Source organism: Promicromonospora sukumoe, from assembly GCF_014137995.1.
Lineage (GTDB): Bacteria > Actinomycetota > Actinomycetes > Actinomycetales > Cellulomonadaceae > Promicromonospora > Promicromonospora sukumoe.
Genome location: NZ_JACGWV010000001.1, coordinates 2,100,983 through 2,118,081, shown reverse-complemented (window position 1 = coordinate 2,118,081; position 17,099 = coordinate 2,100,983). Strand labels below are relative to the sequence as shown.

At 73.0% G+C, this 17,099-nt stretch carries 15 protein-coding genes; 6 read left to right on the top strand and 9 right to left on the bottom strand.

Going from position 1 to position 17,099, the window contains the following annotated elements; translation table 11 throughout:
• On the bottom strand, positions 1-981 hold the full coding sequence (locus FHX71_RS09315) for an ATP-binding cassette domain-containing protein (RefSeq protein ID WP_182615626.1): 981 nt from the start codon (positions 979-981) through the stop codon (positions 1-3).
• A 267-nt stretch (positions 982-1,248) separates the two neighbouring features.
• Here FHX71_RS09315 and FHX71_RS09310 point away from each other — a divergent pair, with 267 nt between their 5' ends.
• Entirely contained in the window at positions 1,249-1,845 is a 597-nt protein-coding gene (locus FHX71_RS09310) for a hypothetical protein (protein ID WP_182615624.1), read from the top strand.
• Between the two features lie 25 nt (positions 1,846-1,870).
• Here FHX71_RS09310 and FHX71_RS09305 read toward each other — a convergent pair whose 3' ends face one another.
• The 3 genes from FHX71_RS09305 to FHX71_RS09295 form a co-directional block, all read right to left on the bottom strand.
• Positions 1,871-2,593, bottom strand: a complete 723-nt coding sequence (locus FHX71_RS09305; RefSeq protein ID WP_182615622.1) for a hypothetical protein — start codon at positions 2,591-2,593, stop codon at positions 1,871-1,873.
• On the bottom strand, positions 2,575-4,200 hold the full coding sequence (locus FHX71_RS30010; protein WP_182615620.1) for a nucleotidyl transferase AbiEii/AbiGii toxin family protein: 1,626 nt from the start codon (positions 4,198-4,200) through the stop codon (positions 2,575-2,577). Before FHX71_RS30010 ends, FHX71_RS09305 begins: the two co-directional genes overlap by 19 nt.
• Positions 4,201-4,372: 172 nt before the next feature.
• Positions 4,373-5,974, bottom strand: coding sequence for an alpha/beta hydrolase (locus tag FHX71_RS09295; protein ID WP_182615618.1), 1,602 nt, complete (start codon positions 5,972-5,974; stop codon positions 4,373-4,375).
• Positions 5,975-6,021: 47 nt separating this feature from the next.
• Here FHX71_RS09295 and FHX71_RS09290 point away from each other — a divergent pair, with 47 nt between their 5' ends.
• A complete protein-coding gene (locus tag FHX71_RS09290; RefSeq protein ID WP_182615616.1) occupies positions 6,022-6,624 on the top strand; it encodes a TetR/AcrR family transcriptional regulator in 603 nt (200 codons plus the stop codon).
• Between the two features lie 13 nt (positions 6,625-6,637).
• On the opposite strand, the gene FHX71_RS29190 is transcribed toward FHX71_RS09290, so the two are convergent.
• Positions 6,638-7,498, bottom strand: coding sequence for a Rid family hydrolase (locus tag FHX71_RS29190; protein WP_246402420.1), 861 nt, complete (start codon positions 7,496-7,498; stop codon positions 6,638-6,640).
• A 134-nt stretch (positions 7,499-7,632) separates the two neighbouring features.
• Here FHX71_RS29190 and FHX71_RS09275 point away from each other — a divergent pair, with 134 nt between their 5' ends.
• Together FHX71_RS09275 and FHX71_RS09270 are read left to right on the top strand one after the other, a co-directional pair.
• On the top strand, positions 7,633-8,025 hold the full coding sequence (locus tag FHX71_RS09275) for a winged helix-turn-helix transcriptional regulator (protein ID WP_182615613.1): 393 nt from the start codon (positions 7,633-7,635) through the stop codon (positions 8,023-8,025).
• A 77-nt stretch (positions 8,026-8,102) separates the two neighbouring features.
• Positions 8,103-9,284: an SLC13 family permease gene (locus FHX71_RS09270; protein ID WP_312876977.1), complete on the top strand. Its 1,182-nt coding sequence runs from the start codon at positions 8,103-8,105 to the stop codon at positions 9,282-9,284.
• A gap of 9 nt (positions 9,285-9,293) precedes the next feature.
• Here FHX71_RS09270 and FHX71_RS09265 read toward each other — a convergent pair whose 3' ends face one another.
• Positions 9,294-9,941: a TMEM175 family protein gene (locus FHX71_RS09265; protein WP_182615611.1), complete on the bottom strand. Its 648-nt coding sequence runs from the start codon at positions 9,939-9,941 to the stop codon at positions 9,294-9,296.
• Positions 9,942-10,077: 136 nt separating this feature from the next.
• Between FHX71_RS09265 and FHX71_RS09260 the strand changes: the two genes are divergently transcribed.
• Together FHX71_RS09260 and FHX71_RS09255 are read left to right on the top strand one after the other, a co-directional pair.
• Positions 10,078-10,806: a TetR/AcrR family transcriptional regulator gene (locus FHX71_RS09260; RefSeq protein WP_182615609.1), complete on the top strand. Its 729-nt coding sequence runs from the start codon at positions 10,078-10,080 to the stop codon at positions 10,804-10,806.
• Positions 10,803-12,350: an FAD-dependent monooxygenase gene (locus FHX71_RS09255; protein ID WP_182615607.1), complete on the top strand. Its 1,548-nt coding sequence runs from the start codon at positions 10,803-10,805 to the stop codon at positions 12,348-12,350. Before FHX71_RS09260 ends, FHX71_RS09255 begins: the two co-directional genes overlap by 4 nt.
• On the opposite strand, the gene FHX71_RS09250 is transcribed toward FHX71_RS09255, so the two are convergent.
• The 3 genes from FHX71_RS09250 to FHX71_RS09240 all read right to left on the bottom strand — a co-directional run bounded on the left by FHX71_RS09250 (position 12,257) and on the right by FHX71_RS09240 (position 17,072).
• Entirely contained in the window at positions 12,257-14,071 is a 1,815-nt protein-coding gene (locus FHX71_RS09250) for an ABC transporter ATP-binding protein (RefSeq protein WP_220489590.1), read from the bottom strand. The two genes, FHX71_RS09255 and FHX71_RS09250, sit on opposite strands and share 94 nt — an antisense overlap.
• 26 nt (positions 14,072-14,097) lie before the next feature.
• Entirely contained in the window at positions 14,098-15,666 is a 1,569-nt protein-coding gene (locus FHX71_RS09245; RefSeq protein WP_182615603.1) for an ABC transporter transmembrane domain-containing protein, read from the bottom strand.
• Between the two features lie 158 nt (positions 15,667-15,824).
• A complete protein-coding gene (locus FHX71_RS09240) occupies positions 15,825-17,072 on the bottom strand; it encodes an MFS transporter (protein WP_182615600.1) in 1,248 nt (415 codons plus the stop codon).
• Positions 17,073-17,099 lie beyond the last annotated feature (27 nt).

Below are 17,099 nucleotides of genomic sequence, written 5' to 3'. Positions count from 1 at the left end.
TCATGGCCGTTCGTCCCTCGTCGGCCGGCCCTTCTCGTCGTCGTCGCCGATCCGCTCGCCGGTGACCCGGAAGAACACGTCGTCGAGCGTGGGGCGCCGCAGGGCGAGCTCCCGGACCCGGATGCCGGACCGGTCGAGCGCGAGCGCCACCGGGCTGATGGCCTGGGCGCCGTCCTCGACGGAGATCATCAGGCGGTGGGCGTCGACGTCGATGCTGCGGATGCCGCCGACGTCGGCCAGGGCGGTGCGCGCCGACCCGGGCCGGTCGGCGACGTCCACGACCACGACGTCGGTCCCGATGGTGCGCTTGAGCTCCTCGGGCGTGCCCTCGGCGACGATCAGGCCGCGGTTGATGATGCCGACGCGGCCGGCCAGGGCGTCGGCCTCCTCGAGGTACTGGGTGGTGAGGAAGACGGTCATGCCGAGGTCGCGGTTGAGCCGCCGGATCTCCGCCCAGACGGCGGCGCGGCTGAGCGGGTCGAGCCCGGTGGTGGGCTCGTCGAGGAACAGGACCTCCGGGTTGTGCACCAGCGCGAGGGCGACGTCGAGGCGGCGTTTCATGCCGCCGGAGTAGGTGGCGACGCGGTCGTCGAGGGCGTCGCCGATGTCGATCAGCTCGCGCAGCTCCGCGACCCGCTGCGCGGTCTCGCGGGTGGTCAGCCCGTAGAACCGCCCCTGGAGGCGGAGCATCTCCAGGCCGGTCTGCTTGTCGTCGAGCGCCGCCTCCTGCAGAGCGACCCCGATCCGCAGCCGGACGGCGGTGGCGTCGTCGACGACGTCGTGCCCGGCGACCTGTGCCGTGCCCCGGGTGGGCGCCAGGAGCGTGCAGAGCACCCGGGTCAGCGTCGACTTCCCGGCGCCGTTGGGGCCGAGGAACCCGTAGACCTCGCCCGCCTCGACGGTGAGGTCGACACCAGCCACCGCCCGCTTGTCACCGAAGTGTCGTTCGATGCCGCGGGCCACGACTGCCTGCTCCGGCATGCCCGTACCTCCCGCGCCCGAGGGCCACCGCCCGTCGTCGACCGCCCCTGCCCCACCACTGTCGCAGGCCGGGCCGTGCGGAGCGCGCCGAGCAGCGCACCTGCAGATCAGGCCGCCTCGGGGTAGTCGGCAGAAGGTCAGGTGGTCGGTAGATGGTCAGGTGGTCGGTAGTTCGAACTACCGATCACCTGACCATCTACCGACCACGCGCAGCGCGCCGAGCAGTGCTTCGTTGTGCGCGCGGAGGTGGGCTGCCAGGATGCCGGGATGGCTCAGCGGACGGCATGGGCTCCGAGCGCGTTCGACGCCGTGGCCGTCCACGAGTCGCTGCGGGCGTTGGGCGGGCACCAGATCCGGGGCGTCCGATACATCGATCTCGACTACGGGACGGCCCGTCCGTACTGGGACGAGGGTGAGCGGGACCTGGTCGCGTTCGGGGTCGAGCTCGACCTCGACGACGGCTCGACGCGGTCGGTCGTGTGGGAGCAGCGCGACGCCAACCAGGGCCTCGGCGTCCGGGCCGAGGCGCTGATCCCCGCGCACGTGACGTCGGGTTCCACCTGGGACGTCTCGCGGCGCTGGCGTCGCAAGGGGCCCGCTCGCATCTCGTCCGTCCAGAGCTGGTGGTGGAAGAACGACACCACGCGGCACGGTGCCGGAGAACCGGTGACGACGTCGTTCGAGCTGCACGGCCTCGCCCTACGGGACGGCGCCGAGGAAGCGCTGATCATGCTCCACGGCGTCGACGACGTCACGGTCTACCTGAACCCGGGCCGCTCCTTGCGCGCCCGGGTGCTCAGCCCGGAGCTCGTGCCGTTGGGCGGTCCCGACGCCGCGGCCGGCGAGGCGCTGCCGACCGGCTGAGACCTGCGCGGCCTCTCGTCGACACTCACATCCACTGCACGCTCTGCCGGAACCGCAGTGCTGACTCGGCGCCGGTGCCCAGCAGCTCGCACGTCGGGTAGCCGGGGCGCTCGGCGCGCCGGGTCCAGGTCGGGTGGACGATGGCGTACGAACCGTCGTCCAGCCGTACGAGCACGTCGTCCGAGGCGCCGTCGAACGCCTCGACGCCGACGATCCGGCGGAAGAGCGGATGTCCCCGGACGAGCTCGCGCTCCAGCTCGGCGAGCACGCTCCGAGCCCGTCGCCTGCCGGCGGTGTCGTCGGGGACCGGCTGCCAGCTCTGCTCACGCGGGAGGTCGTGCTCCTCGAAGAACGCCAGCGGTTCGTCCTCGGTGCTGTCGGGGCGGCCCGGACGGGCCAGCCACGTCGAGGCAGGCAGGTCGCTCAGCCTGAGGAAGGGCCCCGTGGTCGTGTCGAGCACACCCTCCAGGCCTCGCGTCACCTCCAGCAGGAGGGGCCGGACCTCTTCGCGTGCGCCGTACTCGATCGTGACCGTGTGCGGTTCACTCCGGGGGAACAGCGCCCGGAGGGTGGGGGCCTCGTACTCGACCAGGACCGTGTCGGTCGGGTCCACCTCGAAGTACGAGCCGTCGACCGTGAGCCAGTCGAAGACAGGCTCGGTGACATACTCCCCCGCCAGCTGGAGCCGGGCGAGGATCTGGGCCTTCGTGTCCCCGTCGGTGAGGACGATCAGGATCGGCCGGGCCATGGCTCCTCCGTCTCGCGCGCGGCACGCTCGGACCGGTGCGCGGCAAGCGCCAGCTCCTCGACCCACTCACGGCGGTCTCCCCGGATGTGGGGGTGGTCGACGCCGAAGGCGTCCCAGTCCGGTTCGATCGCCAGGATGTCCGAGGCCGTCAGGGCTACGGCTCCGGAGGGCTGCCGGACCTCGGGAGCCAGAAGGTCGACGAGGATCTGCCAGGGCAGCGCGGCATGCCGGGACAGGAGGACGGCGTCGTAGAGGTCCTTGCCCTGCGGGTACCCGTCGGTGACGAGCCACTGCACCTTCCAGGCGAGCTGCAGCGCGGGCGGCGCCACGAACAGCTCGGCGCCCGACGGCGGCAGCACCGCGCGGTCTGGCTCGACCGGCAGCGGCTCGTCGAAGACGAGGTCGATCTGGACCACTCCCGAGGGGAGCGCGCCCGGCACGACATCCTGGACGACGTCGAACGGGACGACGATGCGGCGGCCTTCGGCGCGCTCGTAGGTCCAGATACCCTCGCGAGTCGCGTCGGCCGCACGCAGGCCGGGGCCGGGGTCGGCCGCGAGCGCCCCGACGATCCCGTCGAGCAGAGCATGGGCCTCCGCGCTGTCGGCCTGGAGGAAGTGCGGCACGACGACGAAGTCGATGTCGCCGGGCCGGCGGGCGTCGTCGCCCAGCCACACCGGGAGGGTCACGCTGCCGCGGGCGACGAGGTGGTCCGCCCACGGAGACCGGGCGATCACACGCAGCACGTGGGCCAGTGCCTGTTCCCGTGCGGCGTGCCAGGCCTGGGCCTGACCGGCGTCGTCGAACGTCGGAGGCGCTGTCCTGAAAGCGTTCGGGAACTGCTTGAGTGCCGGGTCGAAGACCGGATGCTGCGTCACGCCCTCGGCGGGGTCCGGGAGGTGGAACGTCGCCGGGAAGTCGTCCTCTGCGGCAACGGCGGCCAGACCTCGGACGCGTGACTCGCTCGTCGAGAAGTTCATCCGTGCGATCGGTTCGGCGTGGCCCATCCAGCCCGCGTCGAGGCGGATGTTGTCGTCGAGCACGACGTACTCCTCCTCGACCTCGAGCACCTCGAAGTCGTGGCCGTCGAGATCCTTCAGCAGGGCGTCCAGGCGTGCTCGTGACGTGGTCCGCCCGACGTCGAAGCACCGCTGGGTCACGAACCGCTCCGTCGTGCCGTCGTCGCGTCGGCGTCGGGCGTTGCGTGAGGTGCGCGCGTCGTGACGTCGCGCGAGCCGGGACGCCTCGAGGAGCCGGCCGAGATCGTCGGCGGGCAGACGGAGCTTCACGTGGTGCTCGAAGTGCAGCCCCGGCTGCGCCTCGTCGTCCGTGACGGGGACGTCGGGGTTCCAGGGTGCGGCCTCGATCTTGACGCGTACCGGCTGCATCCGTGCGTCCATCAGCTCGGCACGCAGCTGGGCGACGCGGGCGCGCGCGTCGTCCAGCGATCCGCGCAGGGTGAGCGTGAGCATCGGCTGGACGGGTGTCCTGCCGTGGTCCAGCTCGATGCGGGAGACCTTCAGGCCACGACTGTCGGCAAACGCGTCGAGCTGGTCGGCCTGCCAGGAACTCACGGTGACATGGATCTCGAGCTCTCCGTCGTACACGGCGGCGATCCTGCCACAGGAAGCCTGGTGTCCCGGGTGATCGGTGGTCGGTAGAAGGTCAGGCGGTCGGTAGATGGTCAGGTGGTCGGCAGTTCGAACTACCGATCACCTGACCATCTACCGATCACTCAGATCGCCGTCGCCCCCAACACGGGGCACCCGGCGCCGCGGCTCACGGGAGGGAGCACTCCGCGCCCGCCTTCGGCGTCTCCAGGTCAAGGATGTAAGCCTCGACCGCGTCGTCGACGCAGTCGCTGCCGCCCAGCAGGTAGGCGCCGTGCTGCTTGCCGTGCACGGTGAGCAGGCTGCCGCCCAGCTCGCGCGCCATGGCGACGCCGCCCGCGTGGGGCGTGACCGGGTCGCCGGTCACCGAGACGACGAGCGTCGAGGGGATCTCGCCGTCCGGCACATCAGCCGACGGCGCATCAGCCGACGACGCGGCGTCCGGCCCGGCCGGCCACGCCTCGCACTCGTGGTGGTACTCCTGCGTGAAGGCGTCCAGGTCGAACATCGGCGCGGTGTCGGCGATCTCCCGCGCGAAGGCGGTCTGCTCCTGCGGGCTGAGGACCGGCCAGTCCATGCAGCGGGTGGCGACGTTCGAGTCGTAGTCGAGGCCGTAGACGCCGTCGGGGCCGCGCGAGAAGTAGGTGTCGCGCAGCGCCAGCAGGGCGTCCGCCCGGCCGGCCTCCAGCTCGTCGAGCGCCGTGAGGATGTTCGGCCAGTTGGACTCGGCGTACAGCGCACCGATGATGCCGATGTACGCGTCGTAGATGCTCACCTCGCGCCCGGCCTCGGTGGGCGCGGGCGTCTCGGCGAGCGGCTCCAGGAGCGAGTGCAGGGACTCGACCGCCGCGTCCGGGTCGGGTCCGAGCACGCACTCGGGAGACTCGGCGCAGTTCGCGGCCAGGTCGTCGAACGCGGCCTGGATGCCGACGTACTGCGACAGCCGGAACTCCGACGCCGTGATGTCGGGCGAGATGGCGCCGTCGATCACGACGGCCCGCACGTTCTCGGGATAGGTCTTCGCGTACTTCTCGCCGAGCTCGGAGCCGTAGCTGTAGCCCAGGAAGGTGAGCTTGTCCTCACCGAGCGCGGCACGCATGACGTCCATGTCGCGCACGGTGTTCATCGTGCTGATGCTCGTCAGCGCCTCGGCGCCGCCGGTCCCCTCGACGCACCGCTCGGCCACGTACTCGGCCTCGTCCGCGCTGGTGATGTCGTAGACGGCGCCGATGCGGAAGCCGTCGCCCTCGTCGAGCTCCTGGTCCGTGAAGCACTCGGCGCGCGGCGTCGTCGCACCGACCCCGCGCGGGTCGAAGCCGACGATGTCGTAGCGCTCGGCGACCGGGGTCGCCTGCCACATCTCCACGAGGGCCGCGACGAAGTTGTTCCCCGAACCGCCCGGGCCACCCGGGTTGAGCAGGAGCGACCCCTCGCGTTCACCGGAAGCGGGCAGGCGCAGCATCGCGACGCGGCCGGTGTCGCCGTCGGGCTTGGTGTAGTCGATGGGCACCTCGGCCGTCGCGCACTCGAGGTCCGGGTTCGCGAACAGCGCCGCGTCCGCCTCGTTCGTGGCCGCGTCCTCGCACGAGCCCCAGTCAAGTTCCTGGTCGTGGAAGGCGCTCAGGTCAGGGCCGGACGAGGCCTGCCCCTCGGGCGCCGTCGGGCCGCCCGGGCCGCACGCGGCCAGGAGGAGGAGCGATGCCGCAGCGGCGGCCGCGGCGACGGCGCGCAGAGGGCGTGGTCGGGTCGTCGATCTATTTAGCATGCTCATGCCAGCAAAGTTAGCATGGCGATGCCAGAAAGCGCTACGATGAGGGCATGCCCAAGAGAGTTGACCCCGACGCCCGCCGCGAGCAGGTCGCCGACGCCGTGATCGAGGAGATCGTCGAGCACGGCCTCCGTGCGGTGACGCTGGCCCGGATCTCCGCCCGTACGGGCCTGTCGATCGGCAGCATCCGGCACTTCTTCGGCGACAACCTCCGCGAGGTCATGCGCTTCACGCTGGGCATGCTCACGCAGCGCGTGACGAGCCAGAACTTCACGCTGTCCGACGACCCGCTCGAGCGGGTCGCGGACGTGCTGACCTTCGCCGCGCCGACGACGGAGAAGCAGCACCGGGAGCACATCGCGTTCACGGAGTACCGCGTGCTCGCGCGCACGGACCCGGAGTTCGCGGCCGAGATCGCCGGCACGGCCCAGCTCGGTACCGAGGTGATGCGGTCGCTGCTGCGCGACGCCCTCGCCGGACGCCGGATCGACGAGGAGACGTTCGACCAGGACGCGAACCAGCTCTTCACGCTGATCGAGGGCCTGTCGTTCAGCTCCGCGCTGCGCGCGACACCCCTGAGCGAGGCCGAGGTCCGCGCCATCGCGACGGCGACCGTGGCCCGGCTCCGCGCCGCGTACCCGCTCGTCGACTGACCCTCCCCGCGGATCACACGATCGCGGTCACCCGGATCTCCACGCGCATCCCCGGTGCCCCGAGCGCCGGGACGCCGGTCTCGGTCCAGACCGGCGCGCGACCGTCCATCCGCGCCCGCATCTGCTCGACCATGACCCGGTTGTGGGTCTCGCCGATGAAGCCGGGCGTCTCGGGCACGTGGTACGAGTTCACGTGCACGACGTCGGCCCACGTCGCGCCGGCGGTCGCCAGCGTTCGCTCCACGTTGTCGAACGCCCGCACGATCTCGTCCTCCAGGTCGGCCGGGAAGACGAAGTCGTCGTCCCACCCGCCCTGGCCGGAGATCTCGACGCGGTCCCCGATGCGGACGGCCTGGCTGTAGCCCATCCGCTCCAGCTGCCGGTCGCCGTACCCGGGCGTCGCGAAGAACTCCGGGCGGGACTCCGGGCGCGTTTCCGGGAGGGCGGCAGCCGGCGCCGAAGCCGGCTGCCCGACGACGGCGGTCGCCTCGATCTCGACCAGGTGCTCGGGGACGTCCAGGGCCGCGACCCCGATCAGCGTGGCGGGCGGCGTCGCCGTCGACCCGGTACGCCGCGCGGCGCGGGCCAGGCCGTCCAGGAGCGCGGGCATCTTGTCCGGCGTCCAGTCCACGGCGTAGACGGTCAGGCGGACGACGTCGTCCGTGCTCGCGCCGGCGTGCCGGAGCGCCGTGGCGACGTTGGCGTAGCTCTGCTCGACCTGGGCCGCGAGGTCGCCGACGCCGACCGTGGCGCCGTCGGCGTCCCAGGACACCTGGCCGGCGACGAAGACCTGGCGGGAGCCGGTCGCGACCGCGACCTGGTGGTAGACGTCGACCTGGGGCAGGTCCTGCGGGTTGCTGAGCGTGACGGTCATGGTGCGGCTCCCTCGTGTCGGGCGGTCCCGGCCGGCCGGCGGCCGGTCTACTAAGTCACTTCTAGTGACTCAGGAACCATAAGAGAGTTAGCCTGGGCGCGGAAGAACGCACTTCTTCGAAACGGAGGCACCAGATGGTGACCGCACAGGCAGACAGCCCGGCCACCCAGGACGACATCATGCGCGCCGGCACCCTGGCGCGGGAGATCTTCTCCGACGTCGCCAACAAGTGGGCGCTGCTGATCATCGAGACCCTCGGGGACGAGACCCGGCGGTTCAGCGAGCTGCGCGACGCGCTGGAGGGGATCAGCCACAAGATGCTGACGCAGAACCTCCGGATGATGGAGCGCAACGGCCTCGTCGAACGCACCGTGCACCCCGTGGTCCCGCCCCGCGTCGAGTACCGGCTCACCGGGCCCGGCCGCGGGCTCCGGGCGACCGTGGACCTGATGTGCGAGTGGACGCGGCAGAACATGGACCACATCGAGGCCGCGCGCACCGGGTTCGACGGGCCCGGCGCGCGGTAGGACCCCGCGAGCGCTGTGCCCGATGCGGTACGCCCGGTGCGGCGCCAGCGCCCCGGCGCGGTCCGTATGCTCAGCGCGTGAACGGCATCCGCGACAGAGTGCGACCGAGCACGTGGGTCGTCCTGGCGATGGTGGTCCTCGCGGCCGCCTGCGTGCTGAGCGGACTGCTGCCCGCCCCGGACGCCCGCGCCGTCGCGGAGCGCACCGTCCCCGTGCTCGGTTTCGTGGTCGCCATCACGATCGTCGCCGAGCTCGCGCGCGACGCCTCGGTGTTCGAGGTGCTCGCGCAGCTCCTCGGCCGCTGGGGCCGCCGCCGGATGATCGTGCTGTGGGTGTGGGTGGTGCTCCTGGCGGTGGTCAGCACCGTCTTCCTCTCGCTCGACACCACCGCCGTCATCCTGACGCCGCTCGTCGTGCTGCTCGCGCAGAGCATCCGGGTCCCGCCCCTGCCGTTCGCGCTGGCCACCATCTGGCTGGCGAACACGGCCTCGCTGCTGCTGCCGGTCTCCAACCTGACCAACCTGCTCGCCGCACCGGCGATGGGCGACCACCCGTCCGCGTTCCTCGCGCTGAGCTGGGCGCCGGCCGTGGTCGGCGTCGTGGTGCCCGTCGCGATCCTGACGGTCCGGTACCGGCGCGTGCTGTTCTCGACCTACGAGGTCCCGCCGCAGCGCGTGCCCGCGGACCCCGTGCTGTTCTGGGGCGCGGGCCTGGTGCTCCTCGTGCTGCTGCCGCTGCTCGCGCTCACGCCGCACGTGTGGATCCCGGCGACAGCCGCCGCCGTCGTGCTCACCGCCCTGTTCCTCGCCCGACGGCGCGAGGCGCTGCGGCCCGCGCTGGTGCCGTGGCAGGCCCTCGGGATCGCCGGGTCGCTGTTCGTCCTGGTCGAGACGGCGCACGCCCACGGCCTCACCAGCCTGCTCGGCGCGGTGACCGGCAGCGGCCAGGGCGCGGGCGAGCTGCTGCGCGTCGCGGGGCTCGGCGCCCTGACCGCCAACGGCATCAACAACCTGCCCGCCTACCTGGTGCTGGAGCCGATCGCCGCGGGCGACCCCGTCGTGCTGATGGCGCTCCTGATCGGCGTGAACCTGGGCCCGCTGGTCACGCCGTGGGCGTCGCTGGCGACGCTGCTGTGGCACCAGCGGGTGGTCGCGCTCGGCGTCGACGTCCCCTGGGGGCGCTTCGCCGCCTGGGGCCTGGTCGCCGCGGTCCCCACGGTGGGCCTGGCCGCCCTGGCGCTGGCTGTCGTTAGCGGGTAGGACCTGTCGTCAGCGGGCAGCGCCGCCGGAGCCGGCAGCGCTTCGCGACCGCGACCGCGCCCTCCGGCGGACCAGCGCCAGCACCGGACCGTCGACCAGGAGCAGCAGCAACGGCCAGTAGCCCGCCCCGGTGACGGTGACCGCGAGCAGCAGGGCCAGCGCCAGGCACACGGCGTTGCCGAGCAGCTGCTCCAGCGCCGCCCGGTCCGGTGCGGCACCCGGCGGGTTCGTCCGGCGCAGCCTGATCGCCATCGCCGTGAGCGTCAGGCTGCAGGCCAGGAGGACGCCGATGTAGAGCGCGATGACCACCCGGTCCTCGCCGTAGGCGCCGACGAGCTCGGCCGGGAACGGCAGGACGACCACGCACAGCAGCCAGAGCGAGTTGATCCGGAGCACGGCCGCGTCGACCACCTCGACCCGGTCGAACAGCCGGTGGTGCACCGTCCAGATCCGCCAGATCACGAAGAAGCTGAGCAGGAAGCTGCCGAACGGCACCAGGTTGTTGCCGATCACCTCACCCGCGGACTCGCCGCTCTCGACGGCCTCGGGGACCAGGTCGACCAGCGGCAGGATCAGCAGCGTCAGCGCGATCGCCGCGACGGCGTCGCTGAACAGCTTCACGCGGTCGGCGCGAAGCGGCGGGGCGGACTCGCTCATGGACACGTCCTCGGCTCGGTGGAAATACTTCCTATACAGCGTATGGCTAACTGTAGCGTTGCGCGGTAGATTAGTCATACACCGTATGAGAACCCCGTACGAGTACAACCGATCGAAGAACCGAGGAACTGGGACGATGTCCGGTGACCACACCCCCGAGTCCGTGTGGCTACGGCCCGCGCGCACGCCACGGGCCGCACGGGGGCAGGCGTTCTCCAGGGAGGATCTGGCGAGCACCGCGATCGCGGTCGCCGACCAGGACGGGTTGGACGACGTCTCGATGCGCCGGGTCGCGCGCGAGCTGGGCATCACGGCGATGTCGCTCTACTGGTACGTCGACACGAAGGAACAGCTCGTCGAGCTCATGGTCGACCGGGTCTTCGCGGAGCAGGACGCTCCGGTCGGCGACACCTGGCGGGCCCTGCTGCGCTCGATCGGCACCGGCACGCTGGAGTGCTACCGCGCCCACCCCTGGTTCCCCCACGCCCTGGGACGGCCGGGAACGCTGCCCGGGCCGGGCCAGCTCGGCCACTGGGACGAGCACGTGCGCGCCCTGACCGACCCGGGCCTCGCGCCGCCGCTCGCGCCGGAACGCGTGACGCTTGCCGTCGGCACCGTGAAGAACTTCGTGCTCGGCTACGCCCTGAATCCGGCGCACGGCGTGCTGACCCCGTACGCCCGGTACCCCGACGCCGACCGGTACCTGCGCGACATGGTGGTGAGCAACGGGCTCGACGGCATCCGTTCGATGGCCGGCCTGCGGGAGCAGCTCATCGCCGACCGCTTCGACGACGGGCTCGACGTCGTCCTCGACGGGCTCCAGGCCCGCGTGCTCGGCGACGACGCCAAGGGCGGCGCGGCGTGACCGGGCCGGCCGACGTCCTGGTCGTCGGAGCAGGCCCCGCCGGGCTCACCCTGGCCGCGGACCTGCTGCGCCGCGGCGTGAGCGTTCGCGTCATCAGCGCCGCCGACGACGCCTTCGCGGGCTCCCGGGCCAAGGGGGTCCAGCCACGGACCCTGGAGGTCCTCGACGACCTCGGCGTCCTGGACGACGTCGCCCGCCACGGCACCACCTACCCGAGGCTCGGCGTCCACCTCGGGCCGGTCGTGCTGCCCCGCACCATGTTCGCGCTGCACGAACCCGGCGAGGCGGTGCCCTACCCGAACACGCTGCTGGTCGCGCAGCACGACACCGACGCCGCCCTGCGACGACGGGTCGAGGCGCTCGGCGGCCGGGTCGAGCTCAGCACCCGGCTGACCGCTTTGGACCAGGACGACGACGGGGTGACGGCAACGGTCGACACCCCGACGGGCACCGGGCACATCCGTGCCCGCTACCTCGTCGGCGCGGACGGCGGCGGAAGCGCGGTCCGGCGGGCCTGCGGCATCGCGTTCGAGGGCACGACCGACGACAGTGACCGCATGATCGTCGCCGACCTGCTGATCCGAGGGCTCTCCAGGGACCGCTGGCACATCTGGCCGGCCCGGCGCTTCCTCGCGCTGTGCCCCCTGCCCGGCGCCGACGAGCGCCTCTTCCAGCTCATGGTCAAGCTGACCCCGGACGGCGACGCCGACACCGGCCGGGACGCCGTCGAGCGCCGCATCCACGCCTACCCCGGCACGCGCCGCATCAGCGTGGACGCCGTGCGCTGGCACTCGGTCTGGCGCCCCAACACCCGGCTCGCCGAGCGCTACCGGGAGGGACGGGTGCTCCTCGTCGGCGACGCCGCGCACGTCCACCCGCCCACCGGCGCGCAGGGCCTGAACACCGGCGTGCAGGACGCCTACAACCTCGGCTGGAAGCTGGGCCAGGTGCTCGCCGGCGCTCCCGACAGCCTGCTCGACACCTACGAGGCGGAACGCCGCCCCGTCGCCGCACGGGTGCTCGGCCTGGCCGGCAAGCTCTACGCCGATACCAAGGGCCGGCCGCTCGCCGCCACCGCCCGGGGCGACGAGGAGCGACAGCTCACTCTCAGCTACCGCGGCGGGCCGCTCGCCGACGCTGCTCCCGCCGCCGACGCCGCCGCTGCCGGCGCTGTCGGCACCAGCGGGCTCGCCGCCGGGGACCGCGTGCCCGACCTGCGGTGGACCGACCCCCAGGACGGGCCGCAGCGCCTCTTCGACCACCTCCGCGGGCCGCACTTCACGCTGCTGGCCGTCGGCGGGCCAGCAGTCGGCGAGCCAGCAGTCGGCGATCTGCCCGAGATCGCCTGGCCGGACGTCGGCGCCCCGCTGCGGACGGTTGCCGTCCCCGGTCGGGACGCGGCCAGGATCGGGGTCACCGGCCCCGCCCTCGTCCTGGTCCGCCCTGACGGCTACGTGGCGTACGTCGGCGAGGCCGACAGGTTCGAGGGACGGTCGCCGTGGGCTCCCCCGCCGCCGTCGTACGCCGCCCACAGCCGCGCGTAGAGCCCGTCGGCGGTCATCAGCTCCTCGTGGGTGCCCTGCTCGACGACGCGCCCGTCCGCCATCACGAGCACCCGGTCCGCGGACTGCGCCTGCCTCAGGCGATGGGCCACGACCAGTCCGGTCCGTCCGGCGAGCACCGCGGACGCGGCGTCCTCGAGCCGTCGCGCGCTGCGGCTGCCCGACTCCGCCGTGGCCTCGTCCAGGATCACGACCGCGGGGTCGGCCAGCGCCGCCCGGGCCAGGGCGACCTGCGCGACCTGGTCGGGGGCGAGCTTGTGGCCGAGCTCCCCGACGACGGTGTCGATGCCCTCGGGCAGGCCCGTCACCCAGCCCGTGGCGCCGACGAGCGCCAGCGCGGCGCTGACGTCGTCGTCGGTCGCGTCGGCCCGGGCCAGGCGCAGGTCGTCGGCGAGCGAACCGGCGAAGACGTGCGCCTCCTGGGTCACGAGGACGACGGGGCGGGGGTGCCTGCGGGCCAGGTCCGACACCGGGTCGCCGTCGACGCGCACGGTGCCCTCGGTCGGCTCCGTCAGCCCGGCCAGGACCACCGCGAGCGTGGACTTGCCCGCGCCGCTGGCCCCGACCAGCGCGACCTGCTCGCCGGGAGCCAGGTCGACGGACACGTCGTGGAGCACCTCGTGCTCGCCGTACCGGTGGGTGATCCCCTGTCCGGAGACCGCACCGGCCGGGCGGCCGGGCGCCGGGGAGGCCGCGTCGAGGTCCGCGCCGGCCTCGATCACGCCGACGATCCGCTGCAGGCTCGCGACCGCCGACAGGACGCCGTCGAACGTGAAGATGATGAGGCCGACCGGGTTGAAGAGCCGCAGGAAGTACAGCGCGGCCGCGGTCACCGCGCCGATCGTCGCCGCCTCGCGCGACACGAGGACGAACCCCACGGTGATGATCGACGCGACCCCGACGAGCTCGGCGATGTTGAGCCACTTGCCCCAGCCCGTGCTGAACCACAGCACGTCCCGGGAGATCTTCCGCGCCCGGTCCGAGGACCGCGTGATGCCGGCGGCGTGCACCTCCTCCACGTGGTAGGCGTGCACCGTGGGCAGCCCCTCCAGCGAGGAGACGAGCGCCTCCGCCCGGTCGCCGAAAGCGGCGCGCTCCGCGGCGTAGCGCGGCGCCGCCCGCGGCAGGTACCAGCGCAGCGCCAGCACGTAGACCGGGATCGCGGTGAGGCCGGCGACGGCGAGCCACGGGTCCAGCGCGAACAGGCCCACGAGCGTCAGCGCGACCGTGAGCACCGCGCCGACCCAGGGCGCCAGCAGCCCGGCGACCAGCTCGCTGACGACGGCGACGTCGTCCCCGACCCGGCTGAGGAGGTCCCCGCGCCCGGTCCGCTCGACCCGCCCGGACGGGAGCCGCAGCGCGGTGGCGACGACGTCCTCACGCATGCGCGCGAGGACCCGCTGGCCGATCCGGGAGACCAGCGCGCCGCTCGCCGCGGTGAGCCCGGCGGCGAGCACGCCGGCCGCGGCGACCGAGGCCGCGACCACGACGACGTCGCGCACCTCGCCGCCCGCCAGGACGGTGTCGACCAGGACGCCGATGGCCCAGGGGGCGACGAGACCCGACAGCGCGGCGAGGGCCGCCAGGAAGATCGTGGTGGCGGTCAGTGTCCGGTGCGGACGGACGTAGCGGCGCACGGACCCCCAGACGCCGCGCGCGGAGGCCAGGGGAAGGCGCTCGACGCCCGGGGAACTGTCCGTCATCGAGGTTTCCGACATCGAGTTTCCCGTCATCGCAGCACCCGCTCGCGGTAGATGGTGTTGCCGTCGAGCAGCTCCCGGTGGGTGCCGACGGTGTGGGGCGTCCCGTCGTCGACGAGGACCACCCGGTCGGCGCGGGCGAGCAGCACCGGGCTGCTCGTGACCACGACCGTGGTGCGGACGGGGCCGTCGCGGTGGTGGCGCAGCGAGCGGATGCCGTCGGCGACGGCCTCCTCGGTCACCGAGTCGACGGCGGTCGTGGGCTCGACGAGCACCAGGACGTCCGCGTCGGTGTGCAGCGCCCGCGCGAGGACGAGCCGCTGGCGCTGGCCGCCCGACAGGGAGAGCCCGCGGTCGTACACCCTCGCGTCGAGGCCGCCGGGCTGGGCGTCGACGAAGTCGCGGGCGCCGGCGGCGTCGATCGCCGCGTTGATCGCCGTATCGATGGACGCGGTGGGCTGGGCGTTGATCTTCCCGGCCGGGCTGGTATCGGCGGCCAGTCCGGCCCCGTCGCCCGCGCGGCCCAGCGCGAGGTTCTCGCCGATCGAGCCGGCGAACAGGTCGGGGTGGTGCGGCTCGACGTGCACCGTGGCCCCGGCCGGCAGCCGGAGAGCGCTGGTAACTCGCTCGACGTCGTCGGGCCCGGCCACGATGCCGACGAACTCGCCGGCGGAAACATCGAGCGGGTGCACGGTCGCGGCGGGCTTCTCCTCGGCGGGTTGCGGCCCGGCGAGCGCGTCGCCCAGCGCGGACCGCACCCGGCGCGCGCTGGCCTTGGCGGCGGCGCCGACCTGCAGGTAGAAGCCGACGCCGGTCAGCGGCTCGGCGATGAACTGCGCGACGCCCACCGCGGAGACGAAGGCGCCGACGGTGATCGTGCCGTCGAGCGCCAGCAGCCCGGCGAACCCCACGGAGACGGCGAGCACGACGGTCGCGGCCAGCACCGTCGCGCCCTGCTGGAGCGCCTTGGCCGACCCCGCGCGGACGCCCGCCTCCTCGGCGGCACGGCTGGCGGTGCGGTAGCGGGCGGCGGCGGGCTCCTGCGCGCCCAGGCCGTGCAGCACCCGCAGGCCCGCGACGAGGTCGGTCGCCAGGGCGGAGGCACCGGCGAGCGTCTGCTGCTGGTCGGTGATCCGGCGCGAGATCAGCGGGGAGAGCGCGTTGAGCCCGAGGGTGACGACGACGGCGGTGCCGATCAGCACCGCGCCCAGCAGCAGGTCGATGCTCAGCAGCACCGCGCAGCTGACCGCGAGCGCCGCGCCCGCGCCGAACAGCCCGGCGAACCAGATGATGCTGCGCGCGGCCTGGTCGGCGTCGGAGGAGGCGATCGTGAGCAGCTCGCCGTGCTGGCGCCGGCGGGCGGCGCCGGGCGTCAGGACGCGGGTGGCGAGCTCGGCCCGCAGCGCGTGGCTCTCGTCGATCACGGCCCCGTCGCCGAGCCGCGAGAACCAGCGGTAGCAGGTGAAGAGCAGCGTGAACAGCAGGGTGAGGCCGGCCAGGCTCAGGAGCAGGCGTGGCACGCTGCCGCTGACCACGGCGGCGTCGATGGCGATGCCGACGGCCACGGGCACGAGGGCCTCGCACGACTGGTGCCCCATGAGGAAGAGCGCCGACCCGGCGACACGGCCGCGCTGCCGGCGGAGGGTCCGGCGCCGGAGCGGTTCCCTGCGGGCCCTGGTACGAATGATGACCTCCGACGGCGGTAGTGAGTAAGGCGAACCTAACCTACCGTCCCGGCGCCGGAGGCCCGCACCCGTCACACGGTCGTCGCGGCCGCCGGGTCGTCGTGCGTGATGTCGCGGGCGCTGTCGTTCCGAGCCCGGCGTGCGATGAGCAGGGCGACGACGAGGGCGGCGCCGGCGAGCGCGGCTCCCGCGAGGTTGGGGCTCGCGCTGCCGAGGCCCGCGTCGATGACGACGCCACCCAGCCACGCGCCGATCGCGTTGCCGAGGTTGAACATGCCGATGTTCATCGAGGCCGCGAGGTTGGGCGCCCCGGCGCGTTCGGCACGCTCCATCACGAGCCGCTGGATGGGCGAGACGGTGGCGAACCCGGTGGCGGCCATCAGGAAGACGGCGACCAGGGTGACCACCACGCTGCCCGCGGCGAGCCAGAACAGGAGCAGCACCGCCGTGAGCATCGCCAGGCTTCCCGTCAGGAGGCCCATGAGGTTGATGTCCGCGAGCCTGCCGCCGACGATGTTGCCGATGAACAGCCCGAGCCCGAACACCGTCAGGTAGAGCGTGATCCAGCTCTCGGGGGTGCCGGTCACGTCGAGCGTGATCGGGGCGATGTAGGTGATCGACGTGAAGAACCCGGCCGGGCCGAGGATCGTGACGAGCATGGCGAGCAGGAGCTGCGGGTTCCGCAGCGCGCGCAGCTCGGCGCCGAGGCGGAGCGGCTCGCCGGCCGTGCCGCGGGGGATGCAGAGCAGGATGCAGGCGAGGGTGACGACTCCGATCGCGCCGATGCCGAGGAACGAGACGCGCCAGGACCAGGTGGTCGACACCCAGGTGGCGATCGGCGCGCCGACGAGCGTCGCCAGCGTCAGGCCCGTGAACATGAAGGCGATCGCCCGGGTCCTCCGGTGGGCCGGCACCACGCGGGAGGCCAGGATCGAGCCGGTCCCCAGGAACGCCCCGTGCGCCAGCGCGGTCACGACCCGCCCGGCCAGGACCAGGCCGAACGTGGACCCGAGGGCGGTGGCGAGGTTGCCGACGACGAAGAGGGCCATCAGCACGAGGAGGAACCGTCTCTGCTCGAACCGCCTGCCCACGACGATGAGCAGCGGGGCGCCCACGAACACCCCGAGGGCATAGAGGGTCGCCGCCCATCCGGCGGTCGAGAACGACACGTCGAACTCGGCGGCGATGCCCGGCAGCAGGCCGGAGACGGCGAACTCGGTGGTGCCGATGCCGAACGCCCCGGCGGCGAGGGTGAGCAGCACGAGCGCGGGCGGGTAGGAGCGGGCTGGTGGGTCCTGGTGCGGACGCGAGACTGACATGGCCCCACCGTGCGGCGCACCCTGGTG

What these genes read in the sequence shown, in the direction of transcription:
- FHX71_RS09290 (WP_182615616.1), top strand. Translation starts at nt 6,022, where the DNA reads ATGCCCAAGAGAGTTGACCCCGACGCCCGCCGCGAGCAGGTCGCCGAC.
- FHX71_RS09260 (WP_182615609.1), top strand. Translation starts at nt 10,078, where the DNA reads ATGTCCGGTGACCACACCCCCGAGTCCGTGTGGCTACGGCCCGCGCGC.
- FHX71_RS09250 (WP_220489590.1), bottom strand. Translation starts at nt 14,071, where the DNA reads ATGACGGACAGTTCCCCGGGCGTCGAGCGCCTTCCCCTGGCCTCCGCG.
- FHX71_RS09275 (WP_182615613.1), top strand. Translation starts at nt 7,633, where the DNA reads ATGGTGACCGCACAGGCAGACAGCCCGGCCACCCAGGACGACATCATG.
- FHX71_RS09305 (WP_182615622.1), bottom strand. Translation starts at nt 2,593, where the DNA reads ATGGCCCGGCCGATCCTGATCGTCCTCACCGACGGGGACACGAAGGCC.
- FHX71_RS09240 (WP_182615600.1), bottom strand. Translation starts at nt 17,072, where the DNA reads ATGTCAGTCTCGCGTCCGCACCAGGACCCACCAGCCCGCTCCTACCCG.
- FHX71_RS09245 (WP_182615603.1), bottom strand. Translation starts at nt 15,666, where the DNA reads ATGGGGCACCAGTCGTGCGAGGCCCTCGTGCCCGTGGCCGTCGGCATC.
- FHX71_RS09310 (WP_182615624.1), top strand. Translation starts at nt 1,249, where the DNA reads ATGGCTCAGCGGACGGCATGGGCTCCGAGCGCGTTCGACGCCGTGGCC.
- FHX71_RS09315 (WP_182615626.1), bottom strand. Translation starts at nt 981, where the DNA reads ATGCCGGAGCAGGCAGTCGTGGCCCGCGGCATCGAACGACACTTCGGT.
- FHX71_RS29190 (WP_246402420.1), bottom strand. Translation starts at nt 7,498, where the DNA reads ATGACCGTCACGCTCAGCAACCCGCAGGACCTGCCCCAGGTCGACGTC.
- FHX71_RS09295 (WP_182615618.1), bottom strand. Translation starts at nt 5,974, where the DNA reads ATGAGCATGCTAAATAGATCGACGACCCGACCACGCCCTCTGCGCGCC.
- FHX71_RS09265 (WP_182615611.1), bottom strand. Translation starts at nt 9,941, where the DNA reads ATGAGCGAGTCCGCCCCGCCGCTTCGCGCCGACCGCGTGAAGCTGTTC.